Genomic DNA, 21,565 nt, shown 5'->3' with positions numbered 1-21,565 from the left:
GATGTTTAAACATTAAAGGAGACAGAAATATGAAATTATCCCAGGTTATTAAGTGCCTAAAGGATAGTGGGGAGATGGATGTTTTTACAAACGATCCTGAAATTAGAGGGATTGAAATGGATTCACGCAAAGTGAGGAAAGGAAGCCTTTTTGTTGCGATTAAAGGCTTTCAGACAGATGGACATCATTTTATTGGACAAGCTGTTGAAAATGGGGCGGCTGCCGTGGTGGGTGAAGAAGCCCTTGAATTGAATGTGCCCTATATAAAAGTAACGGATAGCAGAACCAGTTTGGGGAAGCTGGCAAGCTGTTTTTATGATCGTCCATCAAGGAAACATAAAATAATTGGCATAACAGGAACAAATGGGAAAACGACCACTGCCTATATTTTAAAGCATATCTTGGAGACTGCAGGCAGGACATGTTCCCTCTTGGGAACTGTATCCAATATTATTAATAACAGGGAATATAAGACCAGCAATACTACACCAGATGCTTTACAGATCCAAAAAATGCTGAGTAAAAGCCTTGATGAGTTTGTCGTTATGGAGATTTCTTCACATGCGCTGGAACAATCGAGAACAGAAGGTCTGGAATTAGATTACGGACTATTTACTAATCTGGCTCATGACCATCTTGATTATCATGAAAATATGGATCAGTATTTTCTTGATAAAAAGAAAATCTTCACCTTACTAAAAGACGGCGGTAAAGGAGTTATAAATCTCTATAATTCATGGGGAGAAAAAATGGCAGAGGACCTGCAAAAAGAAAAGATTCCTTTGATTTTGCTTGGTGATGATCAGTGCTGTTCAATAAAAGACGTTGCTATTAATGGGAGAACAGTATTTATTTTGGAGATGAAAGGTCAGTCTTTTGAAATTGAATTTCCTCTTCCGGGACACCATAATGTCTATAATGCAGCAATGGCTTTTTTGACAGGCGTTGATCTGGGGATAGACACTGCAGATATTATTAAGGCCCTGGCTGGATTCCCGGGCATCCCGGGCCGTTTTGAAACTATAATCCACCCTTCAGGAGCTAAGTTCGTTGTGGATTATGCCCATACTGTGGATGCGTTTGAATATTGCCTGGAAGCAGCGAGGCAACAGGGAGCGGAAAGAATCTTTCAAATCTATGGATTCCGCGGAGGAAGAGATCAATCTAAGCGCATGGACATGATTAAGGCATCTGCAAAATACTGCCATAAATTTTACTTAACGGCTGATGATTTAAACGATGAATCTGAGGATGAGATGATAAGCCAATTGCATCGGCTGAATAAAGAATTTGGATGCGGTAAGGGGGAAGTGATTCCCGACCGTACTTTGGCTATTCAGAAGGCATGGCGGGAAGCTGGGGAGAGTGACTGGATTTTTATTACCGGAAAGGGGCCGGAAGCTTATCAAAAGCCATTTGCTCTTCCGGCTGAAAGTGATTTGGAAACCCTGAAGCTGCTCCTGGAATCTGGGAGAAAACAGGCGGTGCTATAAGAAAAGCGGAAGCGCCTTGCCCGCGAAGGAACGCAGACTAAGAACGCCATGTCCTCGCATGTCCTGGGGCCTCACCCCGAGGGGGGAGGCTGTTTGTACAGACAGTTGTCGGCCTTCGGAATTTTATACTTCCTTATCTTTCAAAATAAAGGATGCAGACCATTATTGGTCTGCATCTTTTGTTATTCAATAAGATCTAGATAATCGGCAACAATCCCATCCAGTGGATAATGCTTCAACTTTTCTGCCTCTTTCCTGGAACGCACAGTCCAGGCGATTGCTTTCATGCGATTTGAGTGAATCAGATCGATCACGCGTTTATTAACCACAGTCCATTTTGGGTTCAGGTAACTGGCATATTCAGCAATATTTTTAATCTCAACAGTGTCAGGCGGATAGTTAATTAAGATGGCGACAGGGATTTCCGGCACCAATTCATGGAATCTTTTCATTGATTCGGTTTCGAATGACTGAACAATAATATGGTCGTCCCCTTTTGTGTGAAAATTTCTTTTCTTTAGTTCCTCTGCAATCATTTTTTCAATGCCAGGGTATAGGGACGGTTTTTTTAATTCAATTAAAAGCCCGACGCGATCTGCATATTTGTCTAAAACCTCTTCGAAAGAAGGGATGCAGGCACCGCGGAATTTTTGGGAAAACCAGCTTCCGGCATCCATCTTTCTGAGCTCGTCAAAGGTAAAATCGGACACCTTGCCTTTATGGTCAGTTGTGCGGTCGACAAGTGAATCGTGAATCACAACAATCTTTCCATCCTTGCTTAATTGGACATCAATTTCCAGATAATCTGCACCCATTTCGATCGCACGGTCATATGAAGGGAATGTATTTTCAGGACAGTAGCCGGCTGCTCCCCGATGTCCGATTTTTTTCATTTTGTGAGTGGTGCTTGTCATTTTTTTTATGCCGAAAAATGAAATAACTGTAGCCAAAGCTGTAAAAAAAACATTTTTCATTACCTTCAAAGTCATTTCTCCTCGCCATTTTTTGCTCATCTTAAAGGATTTAAAAACATTTTGTCAACTGCCAGTGGATTTCTTCAAAATAAAATGACTCTGCCCCGGGATAAGGAGCAGAGTATCTTATCTCTGTTTATTCCCATTCTTCATAAACAATAGTACCGCCAGTCAGATCCAGAGTATTTCTTTCGCCCTTATAAAAAAGCTTTCCTTCTTCTTTAACAACCAGGTTCTCATATGTAAATACACTCTTTCCGGAAGGAAGCTGGATAATAATTTTCTCACCTAGTTCTTTTTTAGGGGCTTCTATATTAATGAGGCTTTGAGAATAAAAATATAATGCTGTAAAGACAGCAGCAAAAAAGCACAATAGGACAATTGACATCAGCATAAATTTGCTCTTTGGCTTCCCCATATGCAATTCAGATCTTGTCATGTTCCCTATCCCTCCGCTAACTAGATATATTCGTCTATTCCACCAATTTTCGGCATTTAATCCCCAGTGGCGAATTTTAGTCCCAAAATAAGGTATGCAGAAATAGAGATGAAAATGACAAAAACGGGCTGAAAGTTAGACAAGCTGAACAGATAGAAGTATGAATATGGAAAAAAACTGCGAAAAATGAAACAATTACAGGTTTTTGTCCGTATATAAATTAATCCGTTAAGGGAAAAGGGAAAGGAGGCATGGGATAGAATAGATGGACAATAAAATATGGATAGGGTGATGTAATGGAACTATTTGGTTTTCCTATTCAGACAATATATCTCTTCACACTTATTTTTTCGGGCATCTTAATTATTTTGTATGTGTTTTTTGGAGATATTGCTGACGGAATTGGGGAGGGAAGTTTTCTAAATCCTGTACTGATTCTTGCATTTATCACTTTTCTTTCCGCTGCAGGCTATATCTTTGAAACGGCAACCTCTCTTAATAGCGTGGTCATTCTCTTGATAGGAGCTGGAATTGCAGGACTGCTGGATGTACTGCTGAATATCTTTGTTCTTATTCCATTATCATCTGCTGAAGAATCTCTCGTTTACACAGATGAATCCTTAAGGGGAAGATTAGGTACGGTATTAATACCTATACCGGAGAATGGTTTCGGTGAGGTTTTGATTGAAAATATAAGCGGGAGAATTTCCAAGCCTGCCCTAAGCTATGAAAATACGTTTATAGCAGAAGGCAGCAATGTGCTGATCGTTGAAGTGGAAAATGGAGTTATTAAAGTTATCGATTATAAAGAATTATAGACAGGGGGACATATAATGCTAATGATTTGGGTTGTAATTGGAATTGCAGCATTTTTGCTAATTGCGCTTCTTGGTGTGTTCATTACAAAATATCGGACTGCAGGGCCAGATGAAGCGTTAATCGTAACAGGAAGTTATTTGGGCAGCAAAAATGTCCATGTGGACGAATCCGGAAATAAGATAAAAATAATTAGAGGCGGAGGAACATTTGTATTGCCGGTCTTTCAGCAGGCAGAGCCATTGAGTCTCCTTTCAAGCAAACTGGAGGTTACCACTCCGGAAGTATATACCGAACAGGGAGTCCCTGTCATGGCAGATGGTACTGCAATCATAAAAATCGGCGGGAGTATTGGAGAAATTGCTACTGCTGCAGAACAATTCCTTGGTAAATCAAAGGAAGATCGTGAAAATGAAGCGAAAGAAGTTCTAGAGGGGCATTTACGGTCAATTCTGGGTTCTATGACAGTCGAAGAAATATACAAAAATAGGGATAAATTTTCCCAGGAGGTTCAAAGGGTTGCATCACAGGATTTGGCTAAAATGGGCCTGATCATCGTTTCTTTCACAATCAAAGATGTCCGCGACAAAAATGGCTACCTGGACTCACTGGGAAGGCCAAGAATTGCTCAGGTTAAGCGGGATGCGGATATTGCCACAGCTGAAGCTGAAAAGGAAACCCGGATAAAACGGGCGGAAGCAGCCAAGGATGCCCAAAAGGCAGAACTTGAAAGAGCGACAGAGATAGCAGAAGCTGAGAAGGAAAATCAAATGAAAATGGCTGATTACAGAAGGGAACAGGATATTGCCAAAGCCCGGGCTGACCAGGCATATGACCTTGAAACGGCCAGGGCAAAGCAAGAAGTTACGGAGCATGAAATGCAGATCAGGATCATTGAACGCCAAAAGCAAATTGAGCTTGAAGAAAAAGAAATCTTAAGAAGAGAACGCCAATATGATTCCGAAGTGAAAAAGAAAGCTGATGCAGACAGGTACGCTGTTGAGCAGGCAGCAGAGGCTGAAAAGAAAAAGCAGATTGCCGAAGCGGATGCAAACCAATATCGGATTGAATCACAGGCCCGTGCCGAAGCTGAAAGAGTTAGGGCAGATGGGATGGCGAAGGCTGATTCACAGCGCGCTCAAGGTGAATCAGAAGCCGAAATCATCCGCCTCAAAGGACTGGCGGAAGCGGAGGCAAAGAGGAAAATCGCTGAAGCGTTTGAACAGTATGGCCAGGCGGCCATGATGGATATGGTCATTAACATGCTTCCGGAATATGCGAAGCAGCTTGCAAGCCCGCTATCAAATATTGATAAGATTACAGTGGTAGATACAGGAAGTGACAGCAATAATGGCGGGGCCAATAAAGTAACTGGCTATGCCACCAACCTGATGTCCACGATGCAGGAAAGCCTGAAAGCTTCGTCTGGCATAGACGTGAAGGAGCTTCTCCAAAATTTTTCTGGCAAAGGAAACGTCCGGCAAAGCCTGGAACAGCTGACTGAGGAAATTAAAGAAAAAGAACCCGTCCAATCCGCTAAAGGAATCCAAGCCACTCTAGCTCATAAAAAATAATAAAATTGCCTATTTTTTCAAGGAAGATAGTCTGGAAATACTGTTATATCAGCAAAAAGCAGAAGCCTTCACACGGAAGGCTTCTTTTTTGCGATGAAAACTGTGTATTCGTCTATCGCACAAATTGGGTGAATTGAATAGGATATATTGAATCAAACAAAGGAGGTAATTGACTATGTCAGACGGATGTGGATACGGCGGCGGTTTCGCCCTTTTAGTTGTTTTGTTTATTTTACTGATTATTATCGGTGCTTCTTGGGGTTATGGCGGATTCTAATAATTAAACATGGAGACAGAGTTTATTAGTAAGGGAGGGGATTCTATAATGTATGGCTACGGATATGGCGGCTGTGGATATGGTGGAGCTGGATATGGCGGAGCTGGATACGGCGGCGGTTTTGCGCTAATCGTTGTTCTGTTCATCCTGTTGATCATCGTAGGTGCTTCTTGCTTTAAGTGGTAATAGATTAAAAGAAAAGCAGGGGGACCTGCTTTTCTTTTATATGCATACATACCTTTGGATGTGAGTGTGAGAAGCCACGGCAAATTCCGCTTGAAAATGAAAATATCCACTCGCAAAGAGTCTGTCTCCGCGCAAAAAAAAAAGTGCGCGCAAAAGGAAAAATCCCGCGCAATACAAACAAATACCCGCGCATAAAAATCCGTCTCCGCATACAAAAACCTGAAATCAGTCAGCAAATTCACTAATTGCAAACTCGTGTTTCCTATTAAGCCAAATAGGGAAAAGAAGCAGCATAAACGAAAATGGGAGGTTTGCAAAATGGATGAACTTAAAACTCAGGATCGGGAAAATACGATGAGGGAAATATACTCGATATTGGAGGGTGGACTTCAGCGGGAAATGCATAAAAGCGAGTACAAGCTTGTTTCAGAGTGGGTAAGCGGTTTTAACCTGGAGGAAAGAGCAACGATATTAAATATGCTTAAGGAGCTAACCAACAAGCATATCAGGATTGATTAATGACAAGCAGGCAGATACTTGCATTAAAGCTGCTGATCATTTGCCTATTGACAATAAAAGCCAGAAGCTTATATACTACAATCAAAGAGTTTGAAAGGATGATTTAGGGGCATGAAGTTATAATCTTATTTTTTCTGGTATCTTTTTATATTTAAAAAGTTTAACCCGGAGAACATAGGATTAGTGTGCCCTTTTTTAGTCATCCCTTATCGGAACTGATGGTTACTATATTTGTCTGTAAGCGGATCAAATTTTATTTAGGCGCATGTTTTTTATGTATTTGCACCATTTCCAATGATGGGTGCACAATCCTCTCCGGGTATGGGGAGGTTTTTTTATGTGTGCAAATAAACGTATAATCAGCAATCAGAACAATAATAACCTGCCGATTCTCATGGCCAGGGGTCTTCAAAAGTCATTCGGTGATAAAACGGTGTTTTCTAATTTGGACTTCGATATTTATCAGCAGGACCGCATCGGCCTTGTTGGCTTAAATGGCACAGGTAAAACTACACTGGCCGATATTTTGTTCGGCAGTATTCAAGCGGATAAAGGCACTATCGAGCGGATGAAGGAGCCATGCAGAATTGGCTACCTGCATCAGTCGGCAGACTATTCTGTCAGTGAAATTCGCGATTTCAACCAATCTCCAGATGAAGAGATTCTTCAGCAGGCAAGCAAACTAGGCCTTTTAAAACTCCATGAATGGGAGCCGGATAGACTTGATTCTTTGAGCGGCGGTGAAAGACTGAAGCTTTCTTTAGCTAAAGTCTGGTCATCTAACCCGGATATGCTGATTTTGGATGAACCTACTAATCATTTGGACTTACAGGGCATCGAATGGCTAATTAGCGAAATCTGCAATTTCAGCGGCCCGGTTCTGATCATTTCCCATGACCGTCATTTCCTTGATCAGGCAGTCGGGAAAATTTTCGAATTACAGGAAGGCATTCTCACCATTTATCAGGGTAATTACACAGCATACCGGGAGCAAAAGCAGAAAAACTTTGATGATCAGCTACATCAATTTAATGTACAGCAGAAAGAGATCGAAAGAATCGAAAATCAGATGTCCAATTTAAAAAAGTGGTCTGAAAAAGCTCACAGGGAATCAACTAAAGGCGGAAGTCCTTCTGAGAATAGGCAGATGGGATTTAAAGAATATCACAGAGTGAAAGCCAAAAAGATGGATCAGCAGATTAAGTCAAAAATGAAAAGACTTCAGCAGGAGCTGGATAAAAATAAAGTTGAGAAGCCGGAAGAAGAGGGGAAAGTACATTTTCAATTTGATGCGTCAGGCAAAAGAGGGAAGAGAATCATTGAAGCTAAAAACCTTTCAAAAAGCTTTGGCGATCGGACTCTTTTCGAGGATAGCCAATTTTATATCAAGCACGGTGAAAAAATAGGGATTCTTGGAGCAAACGGGGCAGGCAAGACCACATTTATCCGAATGCTTTTAGATGAAGTACCGCCTTCTGATGGAGAACTTTGGGTCAGCAGCACTTTAAAGATTGCTTATTTAAATCAGGATATCAATGATTTGCCCTTAACCAAAAATGCCGTTGAGGCACTTGATCTCACCGATCGTGAAATGATTTACAAGGCAAGGACCCTGTTAGCGAATTTGGGGATGAAGGAAGCGAAGTTAAATCAGCCGATTGAACAACTTAGCATGGGAGAGCGAATTAGGGTCAAGCTTACAGATATGCTTTTAAAAGAATATGATGTGCTAATACTAGATGAGCCGACGAATCATTTGGATTTGCCGAGCAGGGAACAATTTGAAAAAACACTCAAAGAATTTTCAGGGACGCTCATCATTATTTCTCATGATCTATACTTTTTGGAGAAGTTAAGCTCAAGGTTACTTGTATTTAAAGATAATAAAATTACCAGATTTGAAATGGACCTGAAGGAATATCAGATTAAATCCAGGAATTCCAAACAGGAAAAAGACCATGACTCCATGAAAGAGCAAATTATGGTTATTGATAACCGCATCAGTGTGATACTGGGAGAACTCAGTCTGCTTGTTCCGGGTGACAGCAAATATGCGGAATTGGATAAAGAGTTTAATGGCTTAATAACTAAAAAAAGAAAATTATTAAATCAATAAGTGCAAAAAGGCGGGCCTTAATAAAAATGGCCCGCCTTTTCATCTGATTATTAATTCTTTTTAGTGCTGTTATTATTCTTTTTCGCATTAATCCACAGTTTGCCCTCTGCTGTCTTGCGAGTTTCATTGCCGTAGTCATCCGTTACTTTCACTTCAATTTCGGCACCAGGTGCCTTTACATTTGAAGTGGCAGTATAGTAGCCGACATAATGGCCAGGGGAAGTTTCCATCATTGGAAGTTCAGTAGCGTTATTCAGCTGTCCCCCTGCATTTGTTAAAGGCATTCTGATGGCAAACGTCGCTTTTAACCCTGGTTCGCTATCAAATTCGATTTTTACCGATTCGCCTTTTTTAAGTTCCTTGTCTTCTGCAGGAAGAAGATTTTCTATGGCTGGAGCGGTATACTTAGCTTCGACCGTGATCGTTTTTTCTTCGGTATTCTTCGCTTTATCCTGTGCTGTTACCGTAATGGTGTTTTCACCTTCATCCAGCAGGATGCGAAGAGAGTATTCACCATCTGTAATCTTTGCTGCCTGGCCGTTTACTTTAACCCAATTAAGGTTATCGTCTGAAACGGTTCCTTTAACAGTGACTGTTTCTTTATTTGTTTTGGATTTATCTGCAGGACTTGATATTGTCAATTCCGGCTTTGTTTTGTCATATATTACTTTTACAGATTCAGAGGCATCAGTAGACCCAGACTCTGTAGCTGCCTTCGCTGTAAGAGTATTTTCCCCTTCAGAAAGTGAAACTTCACTTGAGAATGTACCTTCTTCAGTTGTTTCTGCTGATGCGACTTCCTCTCCATTATTAAATACTTTTACAGTAGTTGTAGGAGCCGAAGTACCTTCAACTGTAACCTTCCCTTGGTTTGTGAAGGCTCCGTCAGCCGGAGAAGTGATGACTGGTGCAGTTACTTCATAGTTCACTGTGGCACGGATCATATAGTTTCCTTCATCCTCTGGAGCAGGAGACCATGCACCGCCTACAAGCTGCCAGCTGCGTCCTGCATTTTCTCCATCCTCATCTGTACCAAGACCAGGAGCATTAGGGTTTGGTGCTGATTGGATATATACCAGATAGAAGTCGCCATTTGTAACGATTCCTTCGTCACTAAGATCTACATGTGTCCATTCACCGTTTCTTAAGGCTGTTGCTTCAAATGGACCTGCCAGCTTTTTGCCAGGTGCCCCATCTGGTCCGCTTGCATCATATACTTCCACTTTGAAGTCTGTTCCGCCCGGAGTCGGCCAGCTGGTATCCCAGAAGCGGAATAAGCCGCCAGTAACCATCGCACTGTCATGGCCGGATGCAAGGGACATCTTAACTGCCCAGCCGTTGCCGGCATCGTAGAATGCACGTGCATTTTCAGCTGTACCATCATCATATCCGATTTCACCCGGGTATCCGATAAATGGCTTTAGCTCAATATTTTGCTCTAAAGAAGAGCCGCCTTCGATTGTGATGCTCTGCTCCTTGCTGTAGTAGGAAGGTGCCATAGCTTTTAAAGTGTATGTGCCTTCGTAGGCTGTGATTGTATATTCACCATTTTCATTAGTTGTTACTGGCTGTACTGCTGCATCTTCTATTAAAAGTAGTGAAGTGTTCGCAACAGGCTCCCCAGTTGCTTCATTTGTCACAACACCTGTGACTGTGCCTTTTGGTATTTCCTCAAGGACGAAGTTTGCAGTCGCTTCTCCATCCTGCGGGATATTTACGCTTTGCGTTTGAGAACGATAACCGTAAGCTTCCGCTTTTACAGTGAAATCTCCTGAAGCATGTGTCATTTCAAACGTTCCATTTTGAGGATTGGTAAATACGGACCTGCCTGATTCCAGCACACTTACTTCGGCAGTAAGCGGAAGCAGCACAGGCGCAGGCTGCTGCTGTTTATCATCATCTTTTGCAGGAGTATCCTTTTTAGGAACAATGCTATCCGGATTTACCTTTTCTTTCTTTAATTCTGCAGAAGGTTTATCTTTGCTGATGCCAAGCTGAGCTTTACCTGCAGGTTCAACTGGAGTATCAGATAATTGAACATCATCGATATACCAGCCTTGCTTCTGTACTGATCCATCTGTAGTCACATTGAATGCTACATAAATTCTTTGTCCTGAATACGCACTTAGATCCACTTCTGCATTAACCCACTCTGTTGTATTACCATTTACTCGAAGAACCTGTTCCCAGTTTTCCATGTCAGTTGAAACGAATACATGGCCGTAATCATAACGGTTTTCAAGCTCGTGCCATTGCTTGAACTGAAGGTAGGCATTGCCTTCCGGCAGGTCAATAGGAGGCATCTGAAGATTCATGTTTGCTCTATTTGCATAGTTGCCGTCAAGTTTAGTTGCATATACTTTTTCTCCGGATGCTGCATTGCCAGGACCTGAAGATGGGGTACCCCACTCCCAGCTGTTTTCCGCTCCATATGAAGTCCAGCCGACCGGCTGTGCTTCAAAGTCCTGAGAATAGCCGATGCTGATTCCAGGTCTTACTGCAACTTCATAGGAGTCAGTTTCAGTTAGATTTCCGCCAAAATCATTGACCTTCCATTTATAAGTAACTGAAGGCTCGGCGATGTCTTCTCCAGGAATCACTGCCTGGTAAGTACCATCTTTATAGTTTCCAGCTGTTCTTTCGGCCTCAATGGCTGCCCAGCTGCCGTCAGCTTTTAAGTATTCAAGATCAACTCTTGTGACGCTTACATTATCTGATGCCGTCAATTCAAGTGCCAGATCCATTCCTGCATATGTTTCCTGAGGTGCTTCGTGATTGGCTGCGGGAGCTTCTGAGTCATCTCCTTCTTTTGCAACCTGGCCTTTAATTTTTCCAAGACCGGTCAGTACGGAAGAAACCGCATCGAAGGCATTGACGAGCCCATATCCAAAACCATTATTTGGTGTCTCAGGATAAGTACCATTTGTCAATGGAGTAGAGGTAGTCAGTAAAATTTCCTCCATCTCTTCAACAGTCAGACTTGAATCAACCTGGCGGAGCAGCGCGGCAACCGCAGAAACATGCGGGCCAGCCATGGAAGTTCCATTCCAGCCGCCTTCATATCCGCTTCCGGGAACTGAGGAACGAATGTTGACCCCGGGTGCGGATACATCAGGTTTAATTTCATCGTATGGTGATGGTCCCAGCAATGAGAAGCTGCCTAAACCATTATTAATGTCTGTCGCACCAGTTGCGAATGATTCCGGGTAGTTAGCCGGTGTTGCAACGGAACCAGGTCCGCCTGGATTAAACAAAGTTGTGTTTCCGGCAGAGAACTCTGGGAAAATTTCAGCTGCCCTCCATGCCTGAACCATTGGACGATACCACTCATCCAGCCCAGGTCCGCCGCCCCATGAATTGTTGACAACATCCGGAGCTTTTTCAGGATGCGGGTTTCCTTCAGCATCCTTTGGAGCTAGAATCCATTCACCTGCTTCAAGCAGATCTATGTCAGTTCCGCCGCTTGCAGTGAAGGCTTTTACTGCAATCCATTTCGCACCAGGTGCAACCCCGATCTGATTGGCTCCATTTGGCTCGGAACCCACCATTGTTCCAGTTACGTGGGTACCATGTCCCTGATCATCATATGGTGCTGTCTGGCCTGCAGTGGCATCAAACCAGCTGAATTCATGCGTTGGTGAATCAGGTTGTGCTGGGTTATAGCCCCGGTATTTTTCTTTTAACGCCGGGTGGTTCCACTGAACACCTGTATCAATGGATGCAACGACAGTACCCGATCCGTCGATTCCCATTTCCCATACTGCAGGAGCACCGACACGGTCAATATTCCACTCGATTGAACTTGTTTCTGCTTGTGTTTTGAGAGCTTTTTCGGCTGCCTTTACTGGCTTATGAAGCTGTCTGGTTTCGTTTGGAAGGATTTTTTCTACTTCAGGAAACATGGCGATTTTTTCCATAACGTCCTTTGTAGCTGTTACTGCAATGGCGTTGACGATGTAGAAGGATTGAACATCTTTTGCCTTGCCGTCTTTTTCCTGCTTTTGAAGGAAATTTGTGACTTGGCCTTGAGTTTCAATAGCTGTAGATCTTAGTGAGGATAGGACTGCAGAGCGTTTCATGTACTTGGATTTAGAGGCTGTCAGTTTTTGGGATGCAGCCGCTTTTTGAGCTTTCTTGGCTGCTGCTGAAGTATCAGCTTGTTCTTTAAATTTTATCAGGAATGTTACTTTATCTTTTTTATCAAATTGTTTCAGCAATGAGCTGTTTATTTTGCTTTTTGCTGTCTGAGGTGCAGCTTGCTTAACTGAGGTATGCGGAGAGCTTTTACTTTCAGCTGATCCCATGCCTGGGAACATCAGGGGCAAAATCAAAAAAGCTGTCAGCATCACATAAAGAATGCGATTCAATGATTTTCTTTTTCTTTTCAAAAAATTCCCTCCTTGTTTTGTTTAATTCCTTAAATAGTGTTTTCCGGCAAAATGAACTCGATCACCTCCTAAGGGTTTCTTCCAAAAATGGAAAACCCTTCCGCTAACAAGAACTTTAGCTGAATAATCAGCTGGAGATTGTCGAAAAATGAAGTTTATTGCTGGGGAATGAATAAAATAGCTAGAAGGTTTTAGAGCATTCATAAGGTTACAGTCTTAAAGAATCAACTTAACCTGGTTATATCTAGATGAAAGGAATCATTTTTACCCGGAAATATTGGAATAATAATAATTTTTGGAAAAAATAAGAAAAAGGAGGGAGGCAGTATTTTTCCAGAATGATAAAATGAATAAAAAGAGGGGGAACTTTAAAAGATGCCTTTCGTCAATCCAATAGGAAAATAGCAAGTAAATTATATGAAAATGGGTATTTTGAAGTGTAACTTTCTTTGTATTACTTATGAATTCTGGCTGGAAGAATGGTTACAGTGAAAAGGACTCTTTCTTCGGAATTCGTCTTAATTAATACAAAGGAATCAGAACATTTAGGAAAAATAGGATAAATGAACAGAATTTGTATTTTGACCTGCATGAAATTTGATTTGATTATTTTACATAAATATTTGAATAGTGTTTCTTTTTTATTTTTCATTCGTCTAATAATACGCGAGGGGGCGCCAAAATGGAGAGAATATCGGCAGAAGCTTTTGAAGATATATACAGCGAATACAGCGATCGAATTTATGGATACATATTTCTTCTCGTGAATGATAAGGAAGTCGCCGAAGATCTGACACAGGACACCTTTATTAAAGCTTATAAATACATGAGCCAATTTAATGGGGAATCCCAGATCTTTACATGGCTGGTCCGAATATCAAGAAATGTAGCCATTGATTATCTGCGTAAAAAAAACAGATTCAAATTTTTCTCAATTGAAAAATTCCAGCTCCAATCAGATGAAGAGACTCCAACCGAGATTATGATTAAGGGTGAAAAAGTTACACTCTTATATGAAGCAATCCGACATTTGAAATTAAGCTATCAAGAAGTGCTGATTTTGAGAAAAATAAAGGAGTTTTCAATCAAAGAAACGGCCGAAATCTTGAATTGGAACGAAAACAAAGTTAAAATCACCACTTCCAGGGCACTCGCAGCACTAAAAAAAGAATTGCAGAAAAGGGGGGAAATCCATGAAGAGCTCATTCGGATTCGATAATTCTTTTCGTGAATTAGACCGTATTCCGCGATCGCAAAAGCAAAAACAGGATAGCCTGCAAAAAATATGGAGTGGTATAGAGGATAGGCCAAAAAGAAAGAAAAATATTTTTCCTAAATTTTTATCTGCTGCCGCAGTAATGGCTGCTTGTATTATGTTCGCTTTCATTATTTTTTCTGAGGATTCAACGACAGGGGGCAGCAGCAGTGCAGATATACTTGGAGATAGTTTTATCAGTCAAACAGCTATTGCTCTATCAGAAACTGAGAATTCCTTCTCTGCTGATGGAACGTATTCTGCTGAAACCGCGACTGTAAAAGATGAAAAGTGGGAAAGCACGGCAAGAACTGCCATAAATTCGGCAATGCCTGCAGAGGCCGTCATCGACTCCAAACCATTATATGATATCCAATTTATTATGAAAGGCAAAGAATCTGTAAAGGTGAAAGTCTGGAACGAGCGTGGTGAAGTATATTTCAAGTCAATGGACAGTGAGATAATGTATGCAGTTCCCTCTGAAGAAGGTGCCATATTCATTGAGTATTTGGAAGCCATTGCACACAGTATTCAAAAAACTCCTTAATTCAGACTCCTTTTTAGGGGTCTTTTTTTATTAGGCGTAAAGCCCTGAAAATTTACATATTACGAGAATTTTTTCAAAATAATGTTTTATCCCCAAATATCAGGGTAGTACTATCTTAGTTGTTAATTAATTTATTTGCTGGCCAGTATTTTTCCTTTGCGCAGGGGTTAGGCACAAGCTTAAAGCTGAAGATTAAATATGATTTAGGGGGAGCATCATGAAAAAGGGATTAATCTTTATCATTTCCGCCATCCTGCTTATTGGCACCTTGGCAGGCTGTTCCGGTGAGGAAAGTGTTCAGGCAGAAAAAACGAAGGATGGAAAAGTAATTGTTGATTTTTGGAGCTTCTGGGGTTCGGAAACGAGGCGTCCGATCATAGAAAAAATCATAGAGGATTTTAACAATTCACAGGATGAGGTTTTTGTAAAGCATACATATTTGCCCTGGGGAGATATTTGGACAAAGAACCTGGCATCCGTCGCAGCGGGAAACCCGGCTGATGTTATTATAAACGATATTAATTCAGTCGCCCAGCGAGCTGAAAACGCCCAATCAGAAGATCTGAGCAAGTATATCGATGAATCCTTCAAAAATCAATTTTATCCTCATTTATGGGAAACGGTAATGTACGGGGACAAACCTTATGCAGTTCCATTCAATACAGATACAAGATTGCTATTTTACAATAAAGATGCTTTTAAAGAAGCTGGACTTGATCCGGAAAAGCCGCCAGCAACATGGGCGGAACTGGAGGAGTACGCCGCAAAGCTTGATATAAAGGATGGAGACCGATATGAGAGAGTTGGCTTTTATCCGCTATGGGGCAGCATTGGTGCGGCCAGCTGGATGACAAGCGCTGACGGCGGAAAAGGATTCATTCAAGATGGAGAACTTTATATCAATACACCTAAAAAGCAGGAAGCGCTTCAATGGCTGCTGGGATGGAAAGAGCGTCTTGGTGAGAAGACAGTTCAATCTTTTGAAGCTGAATTTGGCAGTGAGCAGTCAAATCCATTCATAGCAGGCAAAGTGGCAATGTGGGTTGATATCGGCACGTTTTACACACAGATTCGTGACTACGGAGAGGATATGAACTTTGGTGTAGCTCCAATTCCTGCATTTGAAAAAGGTTCGGGGAATTGGAGCGATGGCGGCGGTTTCGTAGCTGAAATACCGAAAGGAGCCAAACATCCTGAGGAAGCTATGAAATTTATCAAGTATTTAACTGGCCCGGAGGCACAAAAATACTGGGCTATGAAAAACTATGATAATGTCGCAAACAAAGAAGCTGCAGAAGCAGTTGTTAATGAACTAAAGGGCGATGATAAGTACGTATATGAAGCTTCGGTGAAAAACCTGGATCAAACGCAATTGTTTCCGGTTCCAGTAAAGTATCCTGATTACCAAAACCGCATCAATCCGCATATAGACAGTGTGCTGCTAGGAAAAACGAAGCCAGAAAAAGCGCTGGCAAAAGCAGAGAAAGATGTTGAAAAACTAAAGAGAAAATAGAACAAAAGAGAGAAGGGGCCTCCTTCTCTCTTTAAAAATAAATAAAAGAAGGTGTATGGGTTGAAATCATATGATACAACGATTGCTCGCCGGGGAGCGGGTCTTGCGGAAAAAAAAGAAAAGACATCACGCAGACGGATGTCCCGCCAAACAAGAGAAAATATCTTTGGATATCTATTCATCAGCCCGTGGATAATTGGTTTCCTTGGACTGACACTTGGTCCGCTTTTATTTTCCTTATTTGCCAGTTTTACAGATTATAATATTACTTCAAGGATGAATTTTATCGGCCTTGATAATTTTAAACGCATGTTTACAATCGATGATCTTTTTAAAACGTCTTTATGGAATACCCTTTATTACGTTTTATTTTCTGTCCCGCTGACTACTGCAGGGGCGATTTTTCTGTCGGTTCTTTTAAATCAGAAAGTAAGGGGCATGAAATTCTTCCGCACACTTTATTATCTGCCTGCTATCCTCTCGGGTGTTGCGGTTTACTTTTTGTGGATGCAGCTGCTAAGTCCTTCGACAGGATTGGTAAATACGTTCCTTGCATGGATTGGGATTGAAGGGCCAGCCTGGCTGTTTGATCCTGAATGGACGAAACCAGCTTTGCTTTTGATGAAAATGTGGAGTGTCGGAGGCGGAATGCTGCTTTACCTTGCAAGTCTGCAGGGAGTTTCAGCTTCACTGTATGAAGCAGCGGATCTTGATGGGGCAGGTGTTATGCAGAAATTCTTTTTTATCACCCTGCCAATGATTTCACCAATCATTTTCTTCGATGTGCTGACTAGTACCATTGGTGCCTTCCAGATCTTTCAAGAAGCATATGTCATGACAGAAAACGGAAGCGGAGGACCAGGAAATTCACTCCTATTCTACAATCTGCATATGTGGAATAACGCGTTTGAAGTGTTTGACATGGGCTATGCATCTGCAATGGCCTGGCTGCTGTTTATTGTCGTAATGGTACTGACAATCATTAATATGAAACTCGGCAAAAAATGGGTCCATTATGAGGGGGGAGATAATAAATGAGAACTGCCGCAGCACCGAAGTTTTATGAGACAAAAAAATTCAAAGATAATTTAAAGCAGACGATTATTTTTATCGTTTTATTAGCGGGAAGTGTACTGGTATTATCTCCCCTGTGGTGGATGATTTCGACATCATTGAAATCTCCTGCTGAGATTGCGCAATATCCGCCTACCTTTGTGCCAAAGGAATTCCATTTTTCCAATTATGTTGAAGCATGGAAAACAGCGCCGTTTACCCGCTGGGCAATGAATACGTTTTTTATTGCCCTCTGTGGAATGGCTGGAAGTGTTCTTGTCAATTCACTCGTTGCATATGCGTTTGCGAAAATCCGTTTTAAAGGAAGAAATGCTTTGTTTATAGTTGTGTTATCAACCATGCTGATCCCAGGGTTTGTCACGATGGTGCCTCAATACATTTTATTTTCGAAGCTTGGCTGGGTAAATACGTACCTGCCGCTGATTGTTCCAGCTTTTTTGGGGAGTGCCTTTTTCATCTTCCTATTGCGCCAGTTTATGATGTCCATTCCTAATGAACTAATAGAGGCGGCAGTGCTTGACGGTGCGAATCATCTGCAGATCTGGTGGCATATTATGCTGCCTCTGACGAAGCCGGCTCTTATTACAGTGGCCATTTTTTCGTTTAATGGGGCATGGAATGATCTTCTCGGACCATTATTGTATATAAATGATGAAAGTCTGTACACACTGCAAATCGGGCTTCAGACCTTCAAGGGAACAGTTCAGACACAATGGCATTACCTGATGGCCATGTCAGTCATGGTCCTCCTGCCAGTTGTACTGCTATTCTTCTTCTTCCAGAAGCACTTTATAGAAGGATCAAATATCGCATCAGGTACTAAGGGATAATAAAACCGGCTAAGCATCTGCTTAGCCGGTTTTATAACTGTCCAGCTCAGGCGTCATCGGCTTATGAATGTCGATGATAAGCATAAGCGCTCCGCTTTTCTTATTGAATAGGGCAATATGTTCTCCATTCCCCGCTAACACATACTTTATGGCGGGGTACATAACAGTCAATGATTACCGAATCTGGATTTAGTCCGCTTTCTTTTAGCTGGGAAGACACTGAAACTTCAGGCTCAGTATTTGCGGATGAGCAAGGGTATCCGCCGCGCCATTCATATTTTGTACAGTAGTAGCATAACTCGGCTGCTGCAGTGATTTTATCGGAAGAGACAGCATTGCTTACTGCTGCTTCTTCAATCAAATGCGTTTTCTTCCTTTCTACCTCTGTCAAATAATCAGTAAAGATGCTGTCTTTCGATATATCTATTTTGGTTTCTTCATTTGACTTCAGGTCTTTTACATAAAAAGCCTGATCCTCAATTAACCTGCTGTAATCGACGAGCCGGACTTTTAATCCTTTTCCGTCGGACTCATAAGAAAATGATAGAAGTGACGAGAAATTTACGAGGGCTTTACTATCTAAGAAAACATTTTTTTCTTTGTATTCTATTTCATATTGAACTGTCCAGCCATATTGTTTTCCTTTTTCATCAACAAGAGCTCTTGGCTTGGCGGCCGCATCTTTTAAAATGGAGGATTTAAATTCCTTAAACTCATCAGCCTTTAATACGGCTTTCATGAAATCTTTCTCAGTCAAATCAGCAGAACGGCTTTTGGTTTCTGCAGAAACATTGCCTGAGAAGACTAGTAAAATAGTCAATAACAAGAAAATATACCTTTTCATTACATACCTCCTAAACGTATTGTCCAATATAAGATTAACCTATATTTCCAAAATTAGGAATGGTGCGAAATGATTATATTTATCTAGTATTTTTTATCTAATCTGAATAAAAAAAACAGCCTTATGGCAAAAGACTATAAGGCTGATTAATCAATATTATAGAAGCTTTTTGTATTATCATACAGCTTCTTAAGAGCGCTGCTGAAAGCTAATTCTTTTAGTTCAGCAAGGGCACTGATGGAATGGGCCATCATGGCTGGATGGGTAGGCTTGTTTTTAAAAGGGCCTTCGAATTCCCATGGACCATCCGTTTCTGCCATCAATTTATCCAGCGGGTAATCCCGTACAAGGTCCTGTATTTCTTTTTCGTACACGATATCTGGAGTAAAGGAGATGTAATAGCCATTGGCAATCAGCCTGCTTGCCGCTGCGCTGTCACCTTTAAACCAGTGAAAATGAGCTTTTTTAATCGAATGCTTTTCCAATAAATTGCACACAATCGGTGCATCATCATAAATTGCATGGAGGGCAATGGGCTTATCCCACCTTTTAGCGAGCTTAATGAATTCTTCGAGAAGTTCAATATATCCCCCAAGCTGCTTTCTCCCTTCAGACCTTAAATAGTATGGAAGGCCAACCTCGCCAACAGCAGCCATTTGTTCTATGTGAATCTTTATCCAGCTGAAAAGCTCTGAAATTTCATGATCACTGGGCAGAACCTGTTCAGGGTGAAAACCGAAGGCAGGTTTAACAAAGGAATAAATTTCTGCAAGAGCAAGATTTCTTTTGCAGGATGCTAAATCGCTTGAAACTGTAACAAGTGAAAGCTGAAACGGCAACTCATGAAACATTTTCTCTAATTCAATATTGCTGTACTTATCAAGATGAATATGGGCATCAATATACTTATCCATGCTGTTGCCTCCTAATGATTTTTCAGCGCATGATGGATGCTTCTTTTGCAGGCAAGGAAATTTTCATTGAGATAAAGTTCCTCCATTCTTGGCCTGTTAAAGGGTACCTTATATTCTTTAATTACTTTAGCAGGCTTGCTGCTCAGTACTAAAATTCGATCAGAGAGGTAAATGGCTTCTTCGATATTGTGGGTTACAAACAGAATTGTCGGCTTATGCTCATTCCAAATATCGAGAAGCCACTTTTGCATATCGTGGCGGGTAAGCTCATCTAAAGCTGAAAAAGGTTCATCCAGCAAAATGATAGGCTGCGGGCTTAATAATGCCCGGATAAAGGCAGCCCTTTGCTTCATTCCCCCTGACAATTCATGGGGGTATGCATTTTCATAGCCGCCGAGACCAGCTTTTTGAAGCATCTTTCTGGCCGCTTCCGAATCGGTTTTACCCATTAGCTCCTGTCCAAGCAGAACGTTTTGAAGAATGGTTCTCCAGGGCATCAGGGAAGGTGTCTGAGGCATATAGCTTATTGAACCGCGTTTGCCGTTGATTTTCACATTCCCAAGCGTTATGGAGCCTTCGTCCGGCAGAAGCATCCCGCCAATCAGGTTGAAAATGGTGCTCTTTCCGCTCCCTGAAGGACCTAAAATCGAAACAAATTCCCCTTCATTTACATGAAAACTCAAATTGTCTAAAACCTGATTAGTATCAAAACTTTTGGTTAAATGATTAACGGATAATTGTATCATTTCCTGGCACTCTCCCGTGACTTCCATTTAATCAGCAAACGTTCAGCCAGTAAAATTCCTCCAAAAAACAGCAAGCTTAACAGCATAATCGCAAAAATGGCAACAAAAACACGGTCTGTCCGAAATGAAGAAGATGCCAGAGTCATATAAACACCTATTCCTTCTTTAGCTCCGAGCCATTCGGATATTACAGCACCCATCACACTATAGGTTGCGGAGATTTTTAGCCCTGAAAATAGAGAGGGAAGGGAATAGGGAAGCTCCAGCTTCCAAAACAGCTGTCCTTTGCTGGCCCCTGCCATCAGCATATAATGCCTAAGTTCTCCGGGTGTCTGGCGAAAGCCGTCCAATGCAGCAACAGTAATGGGGAAGAAGCAAACCAGCGTGATGACAATCAGCTTTGGAAGTATCCCGAAACCAAACCAAACAACCAGCAAAGGAGCCAGAACAATTATAGGCACATTTTGTGAAAGTATGAGGAGAGGGTAAACCGACTCCCTTATAAAAGGCAATAAGTGCAGTATAACGGCTGTGATTAAACCTATGACGGTGCCAATGGCAAATCCCAATAGGGAAAGCATGACTGTCGATTGAAGGTGGTGGCTGAAGCCCTCCCAGCCCGAAATCGCTTCCAGAACGATTTCTGTTGGCGGAGGCAGGAGCCATGCAGGGACTTCTGCCAGATTTACTGCCATTTCCCAAGCAATGAATAAAAGAAGGAGAACCGCAGCCGGCCTCCATCCTTTTCTGAACAAATTTATCATGGACGATATTTCTCCGTTAAATCACTCATTTCAATACCGTCCGGCTGATATAGAACCTTTACCTGTGAGATTACATTGCTGCTTCCTCTTTCAATCATTTTTCTGTTCATATCAGCTATGATTTTCAATAAATGGTCTAAATCGCCTTCCATCGTTGTTTCGAGGGGATGCACTTCGTACTTAACACCGGATTGCTGAATGACACTAATTGCTTCATCAACGTAAGGTATAACATTTTCCCCATCTTTTGTTTTCGGTATGATCTGAATGCTTACAAGTGCGTTTGCCATATTTGA

At 41.7% G+C, this 21,565-nt stretch carries 20 protein-coding genes; 12 read left to right on the top strand and 8 right to left on the bottom strand.

Annotated elements, in window-relative coordinates:
* Positions 1-29 precede the first annotated feature (29 nt).
* Positions 30-1,493, top strand: coding sequence for a UDP-N-acetylmuramoyl-L-alanyl-D-glutamate--2,6-diaminopimelate ligase (locus NR125_RS04160; protein WP_009331121.1), 1,464 nt, complete (start codon positions 30-32; stop codon positions 1,491-1,493).
* 182 nt (positions 1,494-1,675) lie between these two features.
* Here the strand turns inward: NR125_RS04160 and NR125_RS04155 are convergent, their stop codons facing one another.
* Together NR125_RS04155 and NR125_RS04150 are read right to left on the bottom strand one after the other, a co-directional pair.
* Positions 1,676-2,482, bottom strand: a complete 807-nt coding sequence (locus tag NR125_RS04155; protein WP_372675452.1) for a glycerophosphodiester phosphodiesterase — start codon at positions 2,480-2,482, stop codon at positions 1,676-1,678.
* Between the two features lie 121 nt (positions 2,483-2,603).
* A complete protein-coding gene (locus NR125_RS04150) occupies positions 2,604-2,906 on the bottom strand; it encodes a hypothetical protein (RefSeq protein ID WP_256814750.1) in 303 nt (100 codons plus the stop codon).
* A gap of 296 nt (positions 2,907-3,202) precedes the next feature.
* Between NR125_RS04150 and NR125_RS04145 the strand changes: the two genes are divergently transcribed.
* The 6 genes from NR125_RS04145 (at position 3,203) to abc-f (ending at position 8,394) form a co-directional block, all read left to right on the top strand.
* A complete protein-coding gene (locus NR125_RS04145; RefSeq protein ID WP_019381582.1) occupies positions 3,203-3,724 on the top strand; it encodes an NfeD family membrane protein in 522 nt (173 codons plus the stop codon).
* Between the two features lie 15 nt (positions 3,725-3,739).
* The gene (locus tag NR125_RS04140) at positions 3,740-5,296 is read left to right on the top strand and encodes a flotillin lipid rafts scaffold protein FloT (RefSeq protein WP_009331117.1); all 1,557 of its coding nucleotides are present in this window, start codon (positions 3,740-3,742) and stop codon (positions 5,294-5,296) included.
* A gap of 175 nt (positions 5,297-5,471) precedes the next feature.
* Positions 5,472-5,573, top strand: a complete 102-nt coding sequence (locus NR125_RS04135; RefSeq protein WP_019381583.1) for a YjcZ family sporulation protein — start codon at positions 5,472-5,474, stop codon at positions 5,571-5,573.
* 48 nt (positions 5,574-5,621) lie between these two features.
* Entirely contained in the window at positions 5,622-5,759 is a 138-nt protein-coding gene (locus NR125_RS04130; RefSeq protein WP_019381584.1) for a YjcZ family sporulation protein, read from the top strand.
* A 318-nt stretch (positions 5,760-6,077) separates the two neighbouring features.
* Positions 6,078-6,278, top strand: a complete 201-nt coding sequence (locus tag NR125_RS04125; RefSeq protein WP_019381586.1) for a hypothetical protein — start codon at positions 6,078-6,080, stop codon at positions 6,276-6,278.
* Positions 6,279-6,615: 337 nt separating this feature from the next.
* Positions 6,616-8,394, top strand: coding sequence for a ribosomal protection-like ABC-F family protein (gene abc-f, locus NR125_RS04120; protein WP_256814749.1), 1,779 nt, complete (start codon positions 6,616-6,618; stop codon positions 8,392-8,394).
* 50 nt (positions 8,395-8,444) lie between these two features.
* On the opposite strand, the gene NR125_RS04115 is transcribed toward abc-f, so the two are convergent.
* Positions 8,445-12,740: a S8 family peptidase gene (locus tag NR125_RS04115; RefSeq protein ID WP_256814764.1), complete on the bottom strand. Its 4,296-nt coding sequence runs from the start codon at positions 12,738-12,740 to the stop codon at positions 8,445-8,447.
* A gap of 724 nt (positions 12,741-13,464) precedes the next feature.
* Here NR125_RS04115 and NR125_RS04110 point away from each other — a divergent pair.
* The 5 genes from NR125_RS04110 to NR125_RS04090 all read left to right on the top strand — a co-directional run bounded on the left by NR125_RS04110 (position 13,465) and on the right by NR125_RS04090 (position 18,001).
* Positions 13,465-14,001: an RNA polymerase sigma factor gene (locus NR125_RS04110; RefSeq protein ID WP_019381590.1), complete on the top strand. Its 537-nt coding sequence runs from the start codon at positions 13,465-13,467 to the stop codon at positions 13,999-14,001.
* A complete protein-coding gene (locus tag NR125_RS04105; RefSeq protein ID WP_256814748.1) occupies positions 13,976-14,584 on the top strand; it encodes a hypothetical protein in 609 nt (202 codons plus the stop codon). Before NR125_RS04110 ends, NR125_RS04105 begins: the two co-directional genes overlap by 26 nt.
* 217 nt (positions 14,585-14,801) lie before the next feature.
* On the top strand, positions 14,802-16,097 hold the full coding sequence (locus NR125_RS04100) for an ABC transporter substrate-binding protein (protein WP_019381593.1): 1,296 nt from the start codon (positions 14,802-14,804) through the stop codon (positions 16,095-16,097).
* A 60-nt stretch (positions 16,098-16,157) separates the two neighbouring features.
* Entirely contained in the window at positions 16,158-17,135 is a 978-nt protein-coding gene (locus tag NR125_RS04095; RefSeq protein WP_019381594.1) for a carbohydrate ABC transporter permease, read from the top strand.
* Positions 17,132-18,001 (top strand): carbohydrate ABC transporter permease, encoded by an 870-nt coding sequence (locus tag NR125_RS04090; RefSeq protein ID WP_009331109.1) that lies wholly within the window; start codon positions 17,132-17,134, stop codon positions 17,999-18,001. The genes NR125_RS04095 and NR125_RS04090 overlap by 4 nt, the downstream gene beginning before the upstream one ends.
* Positions 18,002-18,101: 100 nt before the next feature.
* On the opposite strand, the gene NR125_RS04085 is transcribed toward NR125_RS04090, so the two are convergent.
* The 5 genes from NR125_RS04085 to NR125_RS04065 form a co-directional block, all read right to left on the bottom strand.
* On the bottom strand, positions 18,102-18,845 hold the full coding sequence (locus NR125_RS04085; protein WP_009331108.1) for a hypothetical protein: 744 nt from the start codon (positions 18,843-18,845) through the stop codon (positions 18,102-18,104).
* A gap of 146 nt (positions 18,846-18,991) precedes the next feature.
* The gene (locus NR125_RS04080; protein WP_019381595.1) at positions 18,992-19,759 is read right to left on the bottom strand and encodes a TatD family hydrolase; all 768 of its coding nucleotides are present in this window, start codon (positions 19,757-19,759) and stop codon (positions 18,992-18,994) included.
* Positions 19,760-19,770: 11 nt separating this feature from the next.
* Positions 19,771-20,505, bottom strand: coding sequence for an ABC transporter ATP-binding protein (locus tag NR125_RS04075; RefSeq protein ID WP_019381596.1), 735 nt, complete (start codon positions 20,503-20,505; stop codon positions 19,771-19,773).
* Positions 20,502-21,269, bottom strand: coding sequence for an ABC transporter permease (locus NR125_RS04070; protein ID WP_009331105.1), 768 nt, complete (start codon positions 21,267-21,269; stop codon positions 20,502-20,504). The genes NR125_RS04075 and NR125_RS04070 overlap by 4 nt, the downstream gene beginning before the upstream one ends.
* Positions 21,266-21,559: a thiamine-binding protein gene (locus NR125_RS04065; RefSeq protein ID WP_009331104.1), complete on the bottom strand. Its 294-nt coding sequence runs from the start codon at positions 21,557-21,559 to the stop codon at positions 21,266-21,268. Before NR125_RS04065 ends, NR125_RS04070 begins: the two co-directional genes overlap by 4 nt.
* Between the last annotated feature and the right edge of the window lie 6 nt (positions 21,560-21,565).

Origin of the sequence: Cytobacillus sp. Bac17, assembly GCF_024519925.1 — a bacterium.
Classification (GTDB): domain Bacteria; phylum Bacillota; class Bacilli; order Bacillales; family Cytobacillaceae; genus Cytobacillus; species Cytobacillus pseudoceanisediminis.
This window is presented reverse-complemented; position numbering and strand designations above follow the sequence as displayed.